General features: G+C 55.1%; 15 protein-coding genes and 1 riboswitch. Of the genes, 13 read left to right on the top strand and 2 right to left on the bottom strand.

The features are described 5' to 3' along the window. Window positions 1–7 precede the first annotated feature (7 nt). From SRBAKS_RS08735 to SRBAKS_RS08695, 9 genes are all read left to right on the top strand, one after another. Window positions 8–229 carry a hypothetical protein gene (locus SRBAKS_RS08735; protein ID WP_229596546.1) on the top strand — a complete coding sequence of 74 codons (222 nt, stop codon included), beginning with the start codon at window positions 8–10 and terminating at the stop codon, window positions 227–229. Window positions 230–700: 471 nt separating this feature from the next. Next, a complete protein-coding gene (locus SRBAKS_RS08730) occupies window positions 701–2,482 on the top strand; it encodes a HAMP domain-containing sensor histidine kinase (RefSeq protein WP_229596536.1) in 1,782 nt (593 codons plus the stop codon). Between the two features lie 28 nt (window positions 2,483–2,510). Beyond that, window positions 2,511–3,749, top strand: coding sequence for an inorganic phosphate transporter (locus SRBAKS_RS08725; RefSeq protein WP_229596534.1), 1,239 nt, complete (start codon window positions 2,511–2,513; stop codon window positions 3,747–3,749). A gap of 45 nt (window positions 3,750–3,794) precedes the next feature. Then, a complete protein-coding gene (locus SRBAKS_RS08720) occupies window positions 3,795–4,469 on the top strand; it encodes a DUF47 domain-containing protein (RefSeq protein ID WP_229596532.1) in 675 nt (224 codons plus the stop codon). 322 nt (window positions 4,470–4,791) lie between these two features. Beyond that, the gene (locus tag SRBAKS_RS08715) at window positions 4,792–5,115 is read left to right on the top strand and encodes a tetratricopeptide repeat protein (protein ID WP_229596530.1); all 324 of its coding nucleotides are present in this window, start codon (window positions 4,792–4,794) and stop codon (window positions 5,113–5,115) included. A 14-nt stretch (window positions 5,116–5,129) separates the two neighbouring features. Continuing rightward, window positions 5,130–5,813 carry an HD-GYP domain-containing protein gene (locus SRBAKS_RS08710; RefSeq protein WP_229596528.1) on the top strand — a complete coding sequence of 228 codons (684 nt, stop codon included), beginning with the start codon at window positions 5,130–5,132 and terminating at the stop codon, window positions 5,811–5,813. A 77-nt stretch (window positions 5,814–5,890) separates the two neighbouring features. Beyond that, window positions 5,891–6,868, top strand: a complete 978-nt coding sequence (gene sppA, locus SRBAKS_RS08705) for a signal peptide peptidase SppA (RefSeq protein ID WP_229596518.1) — start codon at window positions 5,891–5,893, stop codon at window positions 6,866–6,868. A 416-nt stretch (window positions 6,869–7,284) separates the two neighbouring features. Beyond that, window positions 7,285–8,475, top strand: a complete 1,191-nt coding sequence (locus SRBAKS_RS08700) for a pyridoxal phosphate-dependent aminotransferase (protein WP_229596516.1) — start codon at window positions 7,285–7,287, stop codon at window positions 8,473–8,475. A gap of 360 nt (window positions 8,476–8,835) precedes the next feature. Continuing rightward, the gene (locus tag SRBAKS_RS08695; protein ID WP_229596514.1) at window positions 8,836–9,642 is read left to right on the top strand and encodes a substrate-binding periplasmic protein; all 807 of its coding nucleotides are present in this window, start codon (window positions 8,836–8,838) and stop codon (window positions 9,640–9,642) included. A 191-nt stretch (window positions 9,643–9,833) separates the two neighbouring features. On the opposite strand, the gene ilvD is transcribed toward SRBAKS_RS08695, so the two are convergent. Beyond that, window positions 9,834–11,495, bottom strand: coding sequence for a dihydroxy-acid dehydratase (gene ilvD, locus SRBAKS_RS08690; protein ID WP_229596512.1), 1,662 nt, complete (start codon window positions 11,493–11,495; stop codon window positions 9,834–9,836). A 338-nt stretch (window positions 11,496–11,833) separates the two neighbouring features. Then, window positions 11,834–12,562, bottom strand: coding sequence for a 3,4-dihydroxy-2-butanone-4-phosphate synthase (gene ribB, locus SRBAKS_RS08685; RefSeq protein WP_229596939.1), 729 nt, complete (start codon window positions 12,560–12,562; stop codon window positions 11,834–11,836). A 121-nt stretch (window positions 12,563–12,683) separates the two neighbouring features. Next, a riboswitch (FMN riboswitch) is annotated at window positions 12,684–12,829 on the bottom strand. Window positions 12,830–13,007: 178 nt separating this feature from the next. On the opposite strand from ribB, the gene SRBAKS_RS08680 reads away from it, so the two are divergent. The 4 genes from SRBAKS_RS08680 (at window position 13,008) to SRBAKS_RS08665 (ending at window position 17,016) form a co-directional block, all read left to right on the top strand. Beyond that, window positions 13,008–13,355 (top strand): hydrogenase maturation nickel metallochaperone HypA/HybF, encoded by a 348-nt coding sequence (locus tag SRBAKS_RS08680; protein ID WP_229596501.1) that lies wholly within the window; start codon window positions 13,008–13,010, stop codon window positions 13,353–13,355. Between the two features lie 41 nt (window positions 13,356–13,396). Beyond that, on the top strand, window positions 13,397–14,056 hold the full coding sequence (gene hypB, locus SRBAKS_RS08675) for a hydrogenase nickel incorporation protein HypB (RefSeq protein ID WP_229596499.1): 660 nt from the start codon (window positions 13,397–13,399) through the stop codon (window positions 14,054–14,056). 123 nt (window positions 14,057–14,179) lie between these two features. Next, the gene (locus SRBAKS_RS08670; RefSeq protein WP_229596496.1) at window positions 14,180–15,511 is read left to right on the top strand and encodes a sigma-54 interaction domain-containing protein; all 1,332 of its coding nucleotides are present in this window, start codon (window positions 14,180–14,182) and stop codon (window positions 15,509–15,511) included. Between the two features lie 626 nt (window positions 15,512–16,137). Then, on the top strand, window positions 16,138–17,016 hold the full coding sequence (locus tag SRBAKS_RS08665; RefSeq protein ID WP_229596484.1) for an Mrp/NBP35 family ATP-binding protein: 879 nt from the start codon (window positions 16,138–16,140) through the stop codon (window positions 17,014–17,016). Window positions 17,017–17,672 lie beyond the last annotated feature (656 nt).

Raw genomic sequence — 17,672 nt, 5'->3', positions numbered from 1 at the left:
ATCCTGTATGCCTGCAGTTCAAGATGACGAATGGGTCGTGGCCGAGAGCTACACCTTGAAGGAAATGGAAGAGAACGGCGTGTCCCCCAAATGGCTTGAGGGCAAATGGCTCAACGTGGCCGAAGACATGGCGCTGATTCCGGAGAACAATGTGCGTACCTTTGAGGAGAACGGTGTCTGCCGCATCGAAGTCTCCGTGTATCTCATGGAGTGCATGCGGGGATTCTAACCCGAGTACAGGTACGCATCAGTCGAGTTACCCATCAAAAAAATCCGGCCCCTCTGTAGAATGATTCTGCGAGGGGCTGTTTCTTTGTGTGCGCTGGCAATACGGCTGGACAGAGATAAAACAGTACGATTTTCGATGCATGGCAGGAGGGCGCGCGGCCTTTGATATTATTATGGTTTTCAGGTTTCAGCCGTGATTGAAAGGTGACAGACGTGCGTTCAGGAAGGCGATAGAAGGGTGGTTCAGAGGGGGCTTTCTCTTCTGTTTATGTATAAAAAATTCAAAATATCAAGGTGTTAAGCTGATTATTTTGTTTTGTAACACAACCGTAACAATGGTTGTCGTTACAATTTGGTTACGGTTGTGTTACACAGCGCACGCGCTCGGCGAAAGAGCTATGTTCATTCGTTGATCAACTGTAAGTCGCCGCTGTGCAAAGAGGGTAGAGGAATGAGACTTGGTTCTTTTCAAATGCGTATCCTTTTATGGACGTGGGGGATTCTCCTCACGGTCGTTGGTGTGATATTTTTCTATTCCACATCCATTGTGGGAGATGAACTGGTCACGGATACCGAGAAACGGTCCCATCGTGAGATCGAGTCCATAAAGTGGCTCATCCAGGATCACACGACCTTCCAGAGCGAGAAAGAGTTTGCAGAATGGGTCGATGCCCTGGGATTGCGACTCGGCTCGCGTATTACCTATATAGTAGACGGCCGTGTCATCGCTGACTCGGATGTCCATTACAGTAATGTCTCTTCTCTCGACGACCATAGCGGTCGACCGGAAGTCGTCGCTGCGTTGCACAGAGGGTGGGGATCGAACGTTCGCTATTCCGACACACTGCGCAAGGACATGCTGTATGTGGCGTCCCGGGTGGAAGCAGCTTCCGGGGTCCCTGCCGGGGTGGTGCGAATGGCCGTCTCCTCTTCCGAGGTCAGCCAGCGCCTTGACTCCCTTCGTGTCAATTTTCTGTGGATATTCCTGATTACGCTGGTCTGTGCCGCTTTGCTCAGTTGGCTCATGTCCAACAATATGGGGCGTGAGATACGGGCTTTTTCCGAACTGGCCCGCTCCATCGGTAACGGAGATTATGCCATGCGCCTGCGGGTGCTGCCCGGAGGCGAGTTCAAACCCCTGGCCCAGTCGGTTAACGCCATGGCGCAGTCCATTGAGCGATCGGTTCAATTGGTTCAGGACCAGAAAGGGCAGCTCCAGGCCGTGTTCGACGGCATGCGCGAAGGCGTGATGACTGTTGACGCCCAGGGGCGGATCGAATCTTTCAACGGCGCGTTGGACAACATGTTCAATATGCCGTCTTCTTCCGTGGGCCGTACGCCTATAGAGGTGTCTCGCCGGTACGAGCTTCAGGAATTGGTGGACTCCATCATGGCCGACCCGAAACCGGCGGGTCAATCCATTCAGCTTGACCTTATGGATTCACGTACCGTTGAAGTGAGCGGCGTCCCCTATTTCGATCAGAAGGGGGTGCGCAAGCTGGTGGTCGTGTTCCATGATATAACGGAAATGAAGCGGAGCGAAGAGGGGCTCAAGGATTTCGTGGCCAACGCTTCGCATCAGCTCAGGACGCCCCTGACATCAATCAAGGGGTACACCGAGACGCTTATCGACAACCCTCCGGCCAAGCTGGAGGATGCGCGCGGTTTTCTGGATACCGTGCTCAAGAGCGCGGATCACATGGACAAGGTCATTTCGTCCATGCTCGCGTTGGCCAAGTCCGAGCAGATGGGCAAATCCCTTGAGCTGGCTCCCCTGTCCGGGCGGGTGCAGCTTTCTCGCGCCGTGGGCGATCTGATCCCCTGGGCAGAGGAGCGGTCGATTACTTTCTCCATGCATACCCCTGAAGACGAAATGATGGTCATGGGTGAAACAGACGGGTTGCTGCATGTCTTCCACAACCTGCTCAACAATGCGGTCAAGTACAGTCCTGTGGGCGGTGTCATCACCGTCAGCGCAGAGGATGATGGAGAGTCCATCGTGTTCAGCGTGGAAGACCAGGGCCCCGGTATCTCGCGGGAGCACTCCACCAAGGTCTTTGAACGGTTTTATCGCGTGGACGAGAACACCATCGACGGTTCCGGCAGCGCAGGTCTCGGCCTTGCAATATGCCGGCGAATAGTAAAGAACTTTGGCGGGGAGATCTGGCATGACGGATACGGTGAAGGGACGCGCGGAGCGCGGTTCTGTTTCCGTCTGAATAAACCGGAAGAATCGGTTGTGACGAACATCTAACCAACTCCCTCGAAAGAGGGGCAATACAATGGATATCTACGATCTGTTCTTATACATGTCTCTGGGAGCGGGCTTCCTCATGGCCTTCAACCTGGGAGCCAACGACGTGGCCAACTCCATGGCTTCGGCTGTTGGCGCACGAGCGATCACGGTCAAACAGGCCGTATTCATCGCCGGAATACTGAACTTCGTCGGGGCGGTCTTTCTCGGCTCACATGTGACGGCAACCATCAGTAAAGGGATTATCAACCCGGACGCAATTGGTGACCCCAAGCTCCTCATGATCGGTATGTTCGCAGCCCTGCTGGCTGCGGGGTTATGGGTGCTTGTGGCAACGCTCACGTCGCTACCGGTCTCGTCAACGCACTCAATCGTCGGTGCCATCACCGGCTTTGGTCTGATCGCGGGCGGCCCTGACGTGGTCAACTGGCTCAAGATGGGCGGTATTGTCCTTTCCTGGGTCATTTCGCCTTTTTTTGCTGCGGGTATTGCCTATTTTATTTTCTCGCATATCAGGAAATATATCCTGTTCAAGCGACACTTCATCGAACAGGCAAAGAAGTGGGCACCCATCTGGGTGGCCATCACCCTGTCCATGATTTCACTTTCCTTCCTGTACAAGACGCCGGCCGGAAAGTCGCTGCACCTGCATTGGGCCGGGTCCCTGGGTGTAGCCGCCTGCATGTCCTTCATTGCCTGGCTCATCGCACGGTATTTCGTGAACAAGATGGTGCTCAATGAAGAGGAAGGCGCGGAAGGCGTGGAGCTGCTCTTCCGCAAGATGCAGGTGGGTACTTCGTGTTACGTGGCCCTGTCTCAGGGAGCCAACGACGTTGCCAATGCCATCGGTCCGGTGGCGGCCATCTACCTCATTGCCAAGGAACATCAGCTGCTTGCCAAGGCTGCCGTGCCCTGGCCCATGCTCGTGCTGGGCGGCCTGGGCATCGCCGTTGGTATCGCGCTGCTCGGACACAAGGTCATGGCAACCGTGGGGACAAAGATCACCACACTGACCAATACCCGTGGCTTTGCCGTTGACTTTGGCGCGGCCTCCACTGTATTGGTCGCCTCCAATCTCGGACTGCCCGTTTCCACCACGCACGCTGCGGTTGGCGGTGTTGTCGGTGTCGGCCTGGCTCGTGGTTTCCACGCGGTCGACTTCCGGGTTTTGTTCCGGATTGTGGCCTACTGGATAGCGACTGTGCCCATCGCGGCATTGACCAGTATCGTTATCTTTGTGCTGTTGAAGTGGTTGTGTTACAGCTAGGCTGTCCAATTTAAAAAGAAACCCTTTTCTCAAGAGGTCATTTATATGTCTATTCGTATTCCATTTTTCGGACTGGTTGCCAGCCGCTCCCCCATGGACGGGCTGGTCGAACACTATGACAAAATCGCCGAGTGCATAGCGGCGATTGATGATTCCCTGGAGTGCTATGTCTCCGGCGGCGTGTGCCGCGAGTTTGAGGAACTGACACGCGCTGTCGATGAAATCGAAAATCACGCTGACTCCATCAAACGTAATATCCGCAACCACTTGCCCAAGGGGCTGTTCATGGCTGTGGAGAAATCGCTGTTCCTTTCCTACACCAAGAGCCAGGACAATATTCTGGACTCCGCCCAGGACGCCCTGCACTGGCTGGCCATGCGCAAGGTCACTGTCCCTGACGACGTGCAGAAGGATCTGATCTACCTGCTCGACGGCGTGGCTCGCTGCACGGTCCTGCTTGGCCCGGCGCTCAAGTCCACCATCGGGCTGCTCCATGGCGAATCCCTGGACCGCGAAGGGACCAAGGAGTGCTTCCGCAAGGTCCGTGCCGAGCGCGACAATGTTCGCAAGCTCAAGAATGACCTGCAAAAGAAGGTGTATGACAAGGATATCGACTTCAAGGATATCTACCAGCTCATTCATTTCATCGATTGTCTGGATAAAATGGGACACGACACCGAGAACTGCGCCGAGAACCTGCGCGCCATGATCGCTCGGTAACTTTTCCTTCATTGTTGCGTATACAGCCCCCTGCACACCAAGTGTGCAGGGGGCTTTTTGCAGCCAATGCAGGAGAGCGTCTATCCCTCTGTATAGAGCAAGTTGTGTTTTGTTGCGTGGTTCCAACGGGTTCAGGGCTCAGCAAAAAAAGTGAAAAAACTACTTGATATTGAAATTCACTCTCAATATAGTGCTCCCATGTTGATACACGAAACACAAGACAACGCAGTCACCCGTTCCGACTCCGGTTGCGTTCGATGTAGTTGCCGGTCCGCCCTTGGGCGAGGCCGGTGTCACATCAACGTAAACAAAGGAGTCGAATATGAGTCAGTTACACCAGCTTGGCATGTTGAACCGGGAAGGCATGAAGGCATTCAATGATGGAAGAAGCGATGACGCGCTGTTTCAGTTGATCCAGGCAGACAGATTGGCCAAATCCATGGATATGCCTCTGCACGAGGCCAAGGTGCGTAATAATATCGGCCTGGTTCATCAGGGTTCCGGCAACATCGAAGAGGCGTTGGCCTGCTTCCGTCTGGCTGCCAATTTCGCTGTGGAGGGTGCGGGCGATGGAAACGTTTTGCATAAAGCCATTGTTCGCAACCTGACCCGTCTGGAGTCGACCCTGGAAAGCAAGGCCGCCTAGCAATGAAATCATCAATGAAACGCCCGTCAGCTTCGCCAACGCTGACGGGCTCTTCAAGGGAGTGCATCGGATCAGCCCAGTTCGTAACCACGGTGTTGCATCAGTTCGCCGAGTCTTTGGGGAACGCAATCGACGCCAAGGACCCCTATACCTCCAAACATTCGGATGACGTGGCTGAGATCTCATGTTTTTTGGCCGTGGCCATGGGGTTGACGAAACGTGAGGCTGACATCATCCACGTTGCCGGACATCTGCATGATATCGGCAAGATCGGTGTACCAGATCTGGTACTCAAGAAACGGGGCTCGTTGACGCCGTCCGAATGGGCGGCCATACAGAAGCACCCTCAGGCTGGTGCGGATATTCTCAAGCCGGTCACTGCACTTGACAATATTGGCGTTGTGGAGATGGTTCTGCACCATCATGAGCGATATGACGGCAAAGGATATCCCAAAAGACTGTTTGGGACCCAGATACCGCTGGGTGCGCGTATCATTGCGGTTGCGGACACTGTTTCAGCCATGTTGCAGAACCGTCCCTATCGATCTGCCAAGAATTATCAGAAGGTGGTTGAGGAGATTACCCGATGCTCCGGCACGCAGTTTGATCCCAGAGTGGTGGAAGTCTTTCGACAATCTGCGTCCTTTATTGAAAAGCTTGTCTCCAATGAGAAAGCGGTATTAAAGAGAGTGAGTTGATACGTCGGGGAATACCTTGGCATCATCCTTCCAACCCGCTAGTATGGGCAATCATACTATGAATTCTGGAGGTACTCATGAATATTCGTCCGTTTCTCATCCTGTCTTTGGTGCTTCTTGTCCTGCCGGGCTGTGCGCCCAAGATCAAAATGTTTGGTTCAACCACAACTGATCCACTCAAGGAATATGTGGTTGAGGGAGAAGGAGAAGGGAAAATCGCCCTGATTCAACTGCGGGGGTTCCTCGCGTCCCAGCCCAAACAGGGCATGTTCCGGTCCACGGCGAGTCAGGTGCAGGAAGTGGTCAGCACGCTGAAGCTGGCCGAGGAGGATGATGCGGTAAAGGGCGTGGTCATCGCCATTGATTCTCCCGGCGGCACCACCACGGCTTCGGATATCCTGTATCATGAGATTCTGGACTTCAAGGAACGGACAGACAAGCCCGTTGTTGTGGCCATGTTCGACGTGGCGGCGTCCGGCGGCTATTACGCGGCTCTGCCCGCAGACTGGATTCTGGCACATCCCACGACCATTACCGGGTCAGTGGGCGTGATCTTCATGCGGCCAAAGGTCCATGCTCTGCTGGACAAGGTCGGTGTGGGCGTGGAGGTTTCCAAATCCGGCGAGGACAAGGATATGGGGTCGCCGTTCAAACCGGCCACACCAGAGGAAGCCGCTCTTTTCCAGGCCATAATCGACGACATGGCAAACCGTTTTTATACGCTGGTCCAAAAGCATCGCGTTCTTGCCGATGATCAGATGGCTGTCGTGAAGACCGCCCGTGTATTCACGGCCAGTCAGGCCAAGGAGATAGGGCTTATCGATCAGATCGGTTATGTACAGGATGCCTTTGCCAAGGCGCGATCCCTGTCAGGGTTGCCGGCAGACTCCAAGGTGATAGTCTACCGTCGAGATCGCTATCCCAACGACAACCCCTACAATACCATGGATATGGCCAATCCGCCTTCGCCCAGCCTGCTGGGTGTGGATGCCGGTTTCATCATGCCGCCCAAGGCGGGATTCTACTACGCCTGGCCTCAGGGGCTGACGCAGTAACCATGTTCGCAGCAAGGCTCTGGCGGTTCCCGTCAGAGCTTTTTTTTGGTGCCAGCGGTGAGTATAAAAAACTGTTCCGAGGGGGGAGTTTCTTGGGGATAGTTTAAAAAGTTGTACTTTTTGAGCAGGGATGAAGGACGAATTGTCTCCTTTGTTGTCGTTTGTAAAATGTTGTAATTACATGAATAAAAAATAAAGTTGCGTGATGCAAAAAGTTTGGCACGGCGAATGCTATAAAGAAAGCATCTTCCTTTTATTTGCACACAAGAAAGATAACAGGCTCCCGAAAGGGGGCCTTCTTGTTTTGTACCCATTCCCAGTGAAAGTTTGTTGATTCGCCTCGTGTTCGCATTGTGTTGCGGGTGAAAACTGTTTGCCGTACAGTGATCGCTTCACATGACAATAAGGAGTCACGCATGCAATTGATTTCGCCTCAGATAGCCGGGTATATGGAATGTTCTTCATGGATTCGCAAGATGTTCGAGGAAGGCCTCGCCATGAAAAAGAAGTTTGGTGAAGACGCGGTCTGCGACTTCAGTATCGGCAATCCTGACCTGCCGCCGCCTTCGAGCATCAAGGATGCATTGGCAGAGCTGGCCGAGCAGGCTGATACCCCGTTCTTCATGGGGTATATGCCCAACTTCGGGTACCCGGACGTGCGCCAGCGGTTGGCCGAAGAGGTCTCCAAGGAGCAGGGCGTGGATGTTCCTGCGGATTCACTGGTCATCACCTGCGGTGCCGCCGGCGCCTTGAACTCGGTCTTTCGTGCCGTGCTTGAACCGGGCGATGAAGTCATGGTCCCGTCCCCTTATTTCGTCGAATATGGGTTCTACTGCGAGAACCATGCGGCCAAACTGGTCACGGTTCCGGCCAAGGAGCTGACGTTTGAGCTGGACCTTGAGGCCATGGACGCAGCCATTACGGACAGAACCCGGGTGGTGCTCATCAACTCCCCCAACAACCCGACCGGTGCCATCTACACACGGGAACAGCTCGACGGACTGGCCGCCATCCTGACCAGACACAATGAAGGCCGTGACAGGCCTATCCTGATTGTGTCGGACGAACCTTATCGGTTCCTCGCTTTTGACGGGGCGGAAGTGCCGAGCATACTCGATGTCTATACGTACTCCGTGGTCTGCTCTTCCTTTTCCAAGAACCTCAGCATGGCCGGCGAACGTGTGGGCTATGCGCTGGTCAACCCGGCCATCGAGGGCAAGGAGGCGCTGGTCGGCGGCATCATCCTGGCCAATCGTATCCTTGGTTTTGTCAATGCCCCGGCTCTGGCCCAGAAGCTGCTCGCCAAAGCGCTTGGCAGCACCGTTGATGTGGGCATCTATGATACCCGCCGCAAGGCCATGGCCAGCGTGCTCGACAACGCGGGATTTGAATACACCATGCCCGGCGGCGCATTCTACTTTTTCCCCAAGGCTCCGGGCGGAGACGACGTCAAGTTCTGCGCCACCCTTCAGGAAGAGAAGATTCTGGCTGTACCCGGTTCCGGCTTCGGCTGCCCCGGTTACTTCCGGCTCGCCTTCTGCATTGGCGAGGATGTGATCCTGCGTTCCAAGGACGGTTTCGTGCAGGCCATGAAACGCTACGCCTAGTTCCTCGTTTCAGAAGATGTTCAAGGGCTGCTTTCAAGCAGCCCTTTTTTTGTGAGTATAAAAAATTGTCCCAACACAGGGGATTGTCGGGCAGAGTGTAAAAAATTGTACTGAAACGGCATGTTGGTTAGGGAATTACCTCCTCTTGTTTGCGTTTGTAACATCTTGGAATAATGTGTTTTTATAAATAAATTATGCGGATGAAAAAGTTTGGCACGGCGAATGCTATAAAGAAAGCATCTTCCTTTTATTTGCACCGAGAAAATAACAGGCTCCCGAAAGGGAGCCTTTCTCGTTTCAATCGGATTTCCCGCCCAAATTGTGCATGCCGTTGGAAAAAGATTGTGCTATCAATTTGCCATGATGGACGTAGTACATTTCATATACAGCCGGTGTAGAGGCGCGTTGCTTCTACTCTTTTCGGTTCTCATGGTGACCTGGGCCACTCCCGCTTCTGCCGAGGACCTCAATGTGTATTGCGAGCTTACGGGTCGTTCGGCCATGTATCAGGATGACGTTCTGACAGGTTGGGGCGTGGAGATTGTACAGGAGATCATGGCCCGTGTGGGATCGACCAATGAGATTGAGCCTCTCCCCTGGGCCAGGGCGTATGAGACTGTTCTGGTCACGCCGAACACCGCACTGTTTTCCACCACCCGCACGGAAGAGCGAGAGCAGCATTTTCACTGGATAGGTCCATTTGTTCGGCTGCAATGGATTCTGGTTGCCAGAAAGGGATCGGGGATTGTCATCAATTCTCTGGATGACGCCAAGAAGGTCCGGTCCATCGGCACCTATATCGATGATGCGCGTGACCGGTTTCTGCTGCGGAACGGTTTTTTGAATCTTGATCGCAGCACCAGTAATGTCCTCAATTATCGCAAGCTTAATCGTGGCAGAATCGACCTGTTGGCCGCTACGCCTATCGGCATTGTCGAGACCGCTGAACGTGCCGGGGTCGATATCGCCGACCTTGAGGTCGTCCACGTGATCAAGGAGATGGACCTTTATCTGGCTATCAACAAGGAAAGTGATCCGCAGACTGTCACGGCGTGGAAGGCGGCCTTTGCCGAAATGCAGAGAGACGGTACCTTTGCGGTCATTTTTTCCAAATGGCAGCCGGGGCAGGATATCCCGTATGATGTGCGTCTCCCCTGGCGTGAGTAAGTCGCTGTAAAGTCTACCCGCGCCAAGGTACCAATTTGGGCACACCTTGGGTGTCAGGCGGGATTGCAGGGGATACGTCTGTTTATTCTGCGGCAATGCGCCACTGCCCTCTCCCAGACTAATTTTTTACCATGAAAAAAGGCCGGTCAGGATATCCTGACCGGCCTGTATTTTTTGTGATTGCCTGTGAATTATTTTTCGTACACAGCGCCACGGGAGGCCGAGGTAACCAGTTTGGCGTAACGACGCAGGAACGGGGATTTGATTTCCTTGACCACCGGGGTGTGGTTTTTCTTGCGTTCCTCAAGCTCGGCATCGTCAACCACCAGATTGATGGAACGGGCCGGGATGTCGATCTCGAGGGTGTCGCCATTTCTGATCAGGCCGCACGGACCGCCGGCAGCGGCTTCGGGCGAGATGTGTCCGATGGCCGCGCCACGGGTGCCGCCGGAGAACCGGCCATCCGTGAGCAGGGCAACGGATTCGCCCAGGCCCATGCCGGAGATGGCCGAGGTGGGCGAGAGCATTTCGCGCATGCCCGGGCCGCCTTTGGGGCCTTCATACAGGATCACGACCACGTCGCCGGACACGATCTTGCCGCCGAGGATGGCTTCGATGCCTTCTTCCTCGGAGTTGAAAACCTTGGCGGTTCCGGTGCTCTTCATCATCTCGGGCGCCACGGCAGACTGCTTTACGCAGCAGCCTTCCGGCGCGATGTTGCCGTACAGGATGGCGATGCCGCCTTCTTCCGAGTATGGCTTGTCGATGGGACGGACGATGTCATTGTTGGTCACCTTGGCGTCAAGGTCCTTGAGGTTCTCCCCTAGGGTCTTGCCGGTGACGGTCATGACGTCGAGGTTCAGCAGGTCGCGTTTGACCAGCTCGCTCATGACGCCGGGGATGCCGCCCGCTTCCTGCAGGTCTTCCATGTAGTGGGGGCCTGCCGGGGACAGCTTGCACAGGTTCGGCGTTTTCTTGCTGATCTCGTTGAACATCTCAAGGGAGAGGTCCAGACCGGCTTCGGCGAACAGTGCGGGCAGGTGCAGGGTGGTGTTGGTGGAACACCCCAGCGCCATATCCATGGTCACGGCGTTGTGCACGGATTTCTCGGTCACGATGTCGCGTGGCTTGATGTCTTTTTCGAGCATCTCCATGACCTGCATGCCTGCCTGTTTGGCCAGGCGCACACGGGCGGACATAACCGCCGGGATGGTGCCGTTGCCGGGCAGGGCCAGGCCGATGGACTCGGACAGACAGTTCATGGAGTTGGCCGTGAACATACCGGCGCAGGACCCGCATGTGGGACAGGCGGTCTGGGCGAAATTTTCGAGTTCGTCTTCGGTCATGGTGCCAGCCTTGACCTTGCCCACGCCTTCGAAGACATTGATCAGGTCGGCAGTTTTCTTGCGTCCGGCCAGCATGGGGCCGCCGGAAATGATGACTGCGGGGATGTTGAGACGCAGGATGGCCATGAGCATGCCCGGTACGATCTTGTCGCAGTTGGGGATGCAGACGATGGCGTCAAAGGGGTGGGCGGTCGCCATGATCTCAACGGAGTCGGCGATGATTTCGCGGCTGGGCAGCGACATCTTCATGCCTTCGTGGTTCATGGCCAGACCATCACACACGCCGATGGCCGGGAATTCCATGGGGGTTCCGCCAGCAATGCGAATACCGGTCTTGACGGCTTCGGCAATGGTATCCAGATGGACATGACCGGGGATGATATCGTTCTGGGCGTTACATACACCGATCAACGGTCTGTCCATTTCTTCTTTAGACAACCCGGACGCATACAACAGCGAACGGTGCGGGGCCTTCTCCAATCCACCAGTCATTTTCTTACTACGCATGGAATTACTCCTCAATATGTGAAATTCGGACGGTCAGTTCACTACCTATTGGGGGGTGTTGTCAATGGGTTTTGCAGTGGTGAGCGTGTGGAAAGCCTGTGTCGGTCTTCTTTGGATGGGAGCAGGGCCGAGGGCTTGGGGACTTCCGTTGTCGATTCGTCTGTGGTTGGGGGGGGCGACAACGCGGTAAGTTGCCCAAATGAGCCCTCGTGGTGGTGTAAAAAGGAGGAAACAGCGCAAAAGGATGCAAAAAAAGGCCCCGCTAGGAGTAACGGGGCCTTGGAGAAGCTATGTATTTTTGTTTGTCAGGTTTGGAGCGACCTGACACGCTTGCGGGGTTATGAAGCCAGAGCTCCGGCCGGGAGGGTGATGCTCGATTTCTGCAGGATGGTCGCGTCCACAGGGGCGACCTTGTCTGCCTTGGTGTCGCCCAGGTGCTCGCGGTAGGCGATGATGTCCTGCACCGTGCAGACCGTCAGCTCGTGCTTTCTGGCAAAACGGACGATGTCGTGCATGCGGGCCATGGTGCCGTCGGGGTTGGTCACTTCGCAGAGTACGCCGCATGGCTTCAGTCCGGCCAGACGGGTCAGGTCCACGGTCGCTTCGGTGTGCCCGCCGCGTTCCAGAACGCCGTTGGGACGGGCCCGGAGCGGGAAGACATGACCGGGGCTGGCCAGATCGGACGGCTTGGCGTCCGGGGCAATGGCTGCCTTGATGGTGGCCACGCGGTCGGCTGCGGAAACGCCGGTGGTCACACCTTCGGCGGCCTCGATGGTCACCGTGAACGCGGTCTGGTACTGGGAGTTGTTTTCCTCAACCATCATGGGCAGGCCGAGCTGTTGAATCTTCTCGTCGGTCAGGCAGAGGCAGACAATGCCGCTGCATTCGCGAATGAGCATGGCCATCTGTTCATTGGTGAGGGTCTCTGCGGCGAAGATGAGATCACCTTCGTTTTCGCGGTCAGCATTGTCCGTGACCAGGATTCCCTGACCTTTGCGGAGTGCCGCGAGAGCGTGTTCGACCCGTGAAATGGGGCCACCGAACTGTTTGAGTAGGGGCTGATTCATCATGAATCTCCTGTAAAGAGTATGAATGAATCAGGGCGCATAGACAGTCTGGCGCGTGCAGTTGCACACGTCATGACGCGCGAAGTCCGGGCGAGGATCGCTCGGGCGCGAGTGGAAACTGTCTTATTCTCTTCCTTCCGGACTGTTACCGTCGGCCCCGGAATCACACCGGGTCTGCTGACCCTCTCAACAGCGAGAGGCGCTCGCGGGCTTTCTGTTGAACAGATCACCGCCGGTGGGGATTTCCACCCCGCCCTGAGAACAAGTTGAGAAATCATTAAAGAGCCGGACGGGTTCTGTCAACACATTCACCTCCGAAAAATATCTGTTTTTCCCTTTTGCGTTTTGCGCGCCCATATTGCCTTGGGTTCAGCTCTGAAGCTGGGCATGAGAAGCTGCCGCCACCCCTTGCCCCTGCATTGAAAAAGGGGTAGTGCTGACCTCCATGCATGAAATGTCAATCGTTCAATCCATCCTCGGTATTTTGCGCGAGGAAATGGTTAAGTATGAAGGCCAGAAGCTCAAGAAAGTGACCCTGAAAAACGGCGCTTTGGCCGGAGTGGTTACGGCTTCCCTGACCTTTGCCTGGGAGACGCTTATCCCCGGCGGAGAGTTCGACGGAGCTGAATTGGAAGTGGTGGAAGTCCCTATCAAGGTCGCCTGCGGCGAGTGCGGCGAGTCCTTCATGCCAGAGGACACCAAGTACATGCCGTGCCCCAAATGCGAAGCGATTATCGGACACGATGTGTTGGAAGGAAAGGAGTTGCTCGTTGACTCCATCGAAGTCGGCTAGGCTATTCGACGGAAGAGCCCAATTTTTGAGGAGTGAAGAATATGTCCAAGGAAGTGACAATCGTTCGCAATGTGCTGGAAGCAAATGACCGTCTGGCTGAAGAGTTGCAAAATAAATTTCGGGTCAAGAAAATCCTGTGTCTGAACCTCATGAGTTCCCCTGGCGCAGGCAAGACCACGCTCCTTGAGCGGACACTCACCGATCTGCGTGACGAGTTCAAGATGGCCGTTATCGAGGGGGACCTGCAGACCGACAACGACGCACAGCGTGTGGCTGCCACCGGCGCACAGGCCGTGCAGATCAATACGGAAGGCGGCTGCCATCTCGATTCCGGCATGGTCATGGACGCCCTCAAGGCCATCGACACGGACGGTCTGGATATTCTGTTTGTGGAAAATGTGGGCAACCTGGTCTGCCCGGCCGAGTTCAACGTGGGTGAAGACTACAAGGTCACGCTCCTGTCCGTGGCCGAGGGCGATGACAAACCCGAGAAATATCCCTTCATGTTCCATATTTCCGCAGTCATGCTGCTGAACAAGGTGGACCTGCTCCCCTACGTGGATTTTGATCTGAATAAAGCCAAGAATCACGCGAAAAAACTCAATGCGGACATCGAAGTCATGCCCATCTCCGCCCGCACTGGCGAAAACATGGACGAGTGGTATCGCTGGCTCCGCGCCAAGCGTGCTGAAAAGCTGTAAAAAAAATCTCGTTTGCGTCTGTTACGCGCTCCGACCTGGATCAGGTTGGGGCGCTTTTTTTGGTGGGCGAATAATTCGCCCAAAGTTCTTGGCAGCGGGGGCGACGTGGCGTAGTGTGGGCGCATGCCATTTCCAGCCGATCTCCCCCTTGAGGACGTGTTTTCCTCCATTGCCGACGGATTGTTCACCGTGGATAACGAGTGGAACGTGACCTATTTCAACGAGGCGGCCCAGCGGATCACCGGAATCCCCGTGGATGAAGCTGTGGGCCGCAAGTGCTGGGACGTGTTCCGCTCTTCGCTGTGCGACGGCAACTGCGCCGTGGGCAATTGCATTGAAAAGGACGGGCGTATCGTCAACAAGTCCATCTTCATCGTCCGTTCCGATGGTACGACATTGCCCATCTCCATTTCAGCTTCCACGCTCAAGGACAAAGACGGCAATGTGGTCGGTGGGGTGGAGACCTTCCGCGATCTGACCGACATTCACGCCATGCGGCAGCAGGCCAAGGATATCTACCGGTTCGAGAATATCGTGGGCCGCAGTGCCGGTCTGGAAAAAATCTTTCGTATTCTGCCGCGCATCAGCGACTCCGAGGCCACAACGCTCCTGTTGGGCGAGTCCGGTACCGGCAAGGAGCTGTTTGCCCGCGCCATTCACAACCTGAGCCCGCGCCGGGACGGTCCGTTTGTGGCCGTCAACTGCGGGGCGTTGCCCGACACCCTGCTTGAGTCCGAGCTTTTCGGATATAAGAAAGGGGCGTTTACCGATGCCCGGTCAGACAAACCCGGTCGGTTCCAGATGGCGGACGGCGGCACGGTTTTTCTGGACGAAATCGGCGACATGCCAGGCAATCTGCAGGTCAAATTGCTTCGTTTTCTTCAGGACAAGATGTACGAGCCGCTTGGTGGCGTGGAGGCTGTGCATGCCGATGTGCGTGTGGTGGCGGCAACCAACAAGGATCTGGAACAGGCCGTGGCCGACGGCTCCTTCCGTCAGGATTTGTTCTACCGCCTCAACGTGGTCACCCTGACGCTGCCTCCATTGTCTCAGCGGCAGGAAGATCTGCCGCTGCTCATCAATCACTTCCTTGAGGAGTTCAACGCCATTCAGGGGAAATCCATTCAGGGCGTGAGCGAAGACACGCTGCATGTGCTCATGCACCATGATTTCCCCGGCAATGTGCGGGAATTGGAAAATATCCTCGAATACGCCTTCATCTTGTGTCCCGGTGACTTCATTCAGGTTGAGCATTTGCCGGAGTATCTCCAGTCGGACCTGGCGCGTGCATCAGGCCCAGACCCCCTGCGCGGGTCCATGGATGAGATCAAAAGTAGGGCCGCGCACCATGCCGTTGAGCGCAATAACGGGAAAAAGATGGCTGCCTGCCGCGATCTCGGCATCACCAAGGACACCCTCCGTCGTTTATTGGCTGCTCTAGAAACAGGCGAATAATTCGTCTTCCATCTGTTCTTGTGGGCGAATAATTCGTCATTTCTTTTCTGATGAAAATATAACATCCTTTAATTATTGATTAAAATTGTTGGCACGTTCTGTGCTACCTTATGAGTCAACCGGCATGGGTCCTTGCCGGATATGGAGAGATGTTACGATGCATGATTCCGCCGAGCTGATTTGCCTGGCGTGTTACCAGGACCGGTTGGCGTCTGTGTGTGAAAACGCGGACGAGTACAAGCTGTTTGAACTACGTGATACTAAATTTTACCCCGCAGGCCTCCTATCCCTTCCCTCAAAGGACCCTATGGACAGGACATCCGCCATATTGGCCTGCGGGGTAGCCTTTTTCTTGTGCGGAGCTATTTGCAATCAGACTCGCTGGCTTCTCGAAAGGGGAGGGGTGACGGTTTTGCCCTGGCTTACCGGTTCGGCAGATCAAATCCTTGATGGTTTTTTACATGATTCATTGTCGGATCTGGTTATGCCCGGCGCATCCATTTGACTTTTCCCGCACTGTGGTTATCTCTGTCTGACCGCCCGGAGTCCGGTTCTTTGATTGCGGGCTTGGGGTAGACAACAGATATGTTAAAAACGGCCATGGCCGTTCTATTCAGGAGAGTATTATGAGTGATTGTTCTGGTTGCGCATCAGCTGCGCCTGACGGAAGCTGCAGCAGCGCAAATGGTTGCGATAATCCCGAAGAGATCAAACTGCAAAAGACCCTTGGCCGCATCAAACACAAGATCGTGGTTATGTCCGGCAAGGGCGGCGTTGGCAAGTCCACAGTAGCCACCAATATTGCCGTGGCCCTGTCTCTGGCCGGCAAGAAGGTCGGTCTGCTGGATGTGGATGTTCATGGGCCCAGCGTGCCCCGTCTGCTTTCCCTCAAGGGGAAACAGCCGCACATCGGTGATGAGATCATGGAACCGGTTCCCTGGTCCAAAAATCTTTCTGTCATGTCCCTGGGTTTCCTGTTGCCGGACGATCGTCAGGCAGTCATCTGGCGCGGTCCGGTCAAGATCGGCCTGATCAAGCAGTTTGTGCAGGACGTCATGTGGGGCGAACTCGATTATCTGGTGGTTGATTGTCCTCCCGGAACCGGCGACGAACCGCTGTCCACTCTGCAGACTCTCGGACCCACGGCCATGGGCGTCATTGTCACCACCCCGCAGGGTGTGGCTGTTGATGATGTTCGTCGCTCCGTGTCCTTTGTCGGAGAAGTGGGCAACCGCGTACTCGGCATTGTCGAGAATATGTCCGGCTTTGTCTGTCCTGATTGCGGCGCCGTGCATGATATTTTCAAGTCCGGCGGTGGAGAAGAGCTGGCCAAGGAAGCCGGGGTCCGGTTCCTCGGACGCATTCCGCTTGATCCTGAGGTTGCCACCTCCGGTGACGAAGGATTCCCCTTCATGAAAGTGCATCGGGATACGATCACCGGCAAGGCCATGGAAAAGGTTATTGCTCCCATGTTGGAGCTGCCTGATCCGCCGAAAGTTGGGTAGATGTGCTGACGCACGGTCTTTAAAGACATTTGAAGAAGGCGCACCCTGTTTGTCAGGGTGCGCCTTCTTTTTTGGGAATGTGCTTTTTAATGTATTGCGCGCTGCGCGGTGGGGGGGCAATCCTAATTTATTTCAAAGGTTTCGCCTTTACGGCGACCTGCTTTTTGCGAAGCGGCAAAAAGGAGGCAAAAAACGCTTTTGTTGTGTGTGATCGAAGAAGCGCACCTAAGAGCCTGTAGGCGACTGCACTGCCCGACAGATTGTCTGCGACGCAAACTCGGTCGGGCTGCGTTGCGTCGCCCGAGACAGGCTCTAAGGTTTGCCTCCGATTGCTCGTCGCTGTAAGAGCCTGCGTTGTTGGTGTGTGAGGCTTGGATTATAGGTTGTCGGTAGCCTTATGGACAGCCTTGGATTCCGAATTGGCTCTGCTCAATTCGTCCTAGCTTAGCCCTGTTTGAAAGGCTTAGAAGCTGACAACGAAAGGACGGCGGCTCCGGTTAGGGGATACGAATACACCAACTCACCCCGGCGGATTTCGGAGAGGGCATTCCTTTTATTACTCCAGCATGGAGCCGTCCCGAGTTGATCAGCTTCTTGTCATCAAACCGTGGGCGGGCAAGTTCGTGCAAGGAGCTTTTTGCGTCTCTTTTTGTTCC

This window comes from Pseudodesulfovibrio sediminis (assembly GCF_020886695.1).
GTDB classification, from domain to species: Bacteria; Desulfobacterota; Desulfovibrionia; order Desulfovibrionales; family Desulfovibrionaceae; genus Pseudodesulfovibrio; species Pseudodesulfovibrio sediminis.
Note: the sequence above shows the minus strand (reverse complement) of the source record. Positions and strands in the feature narration are given on the sequence as shown.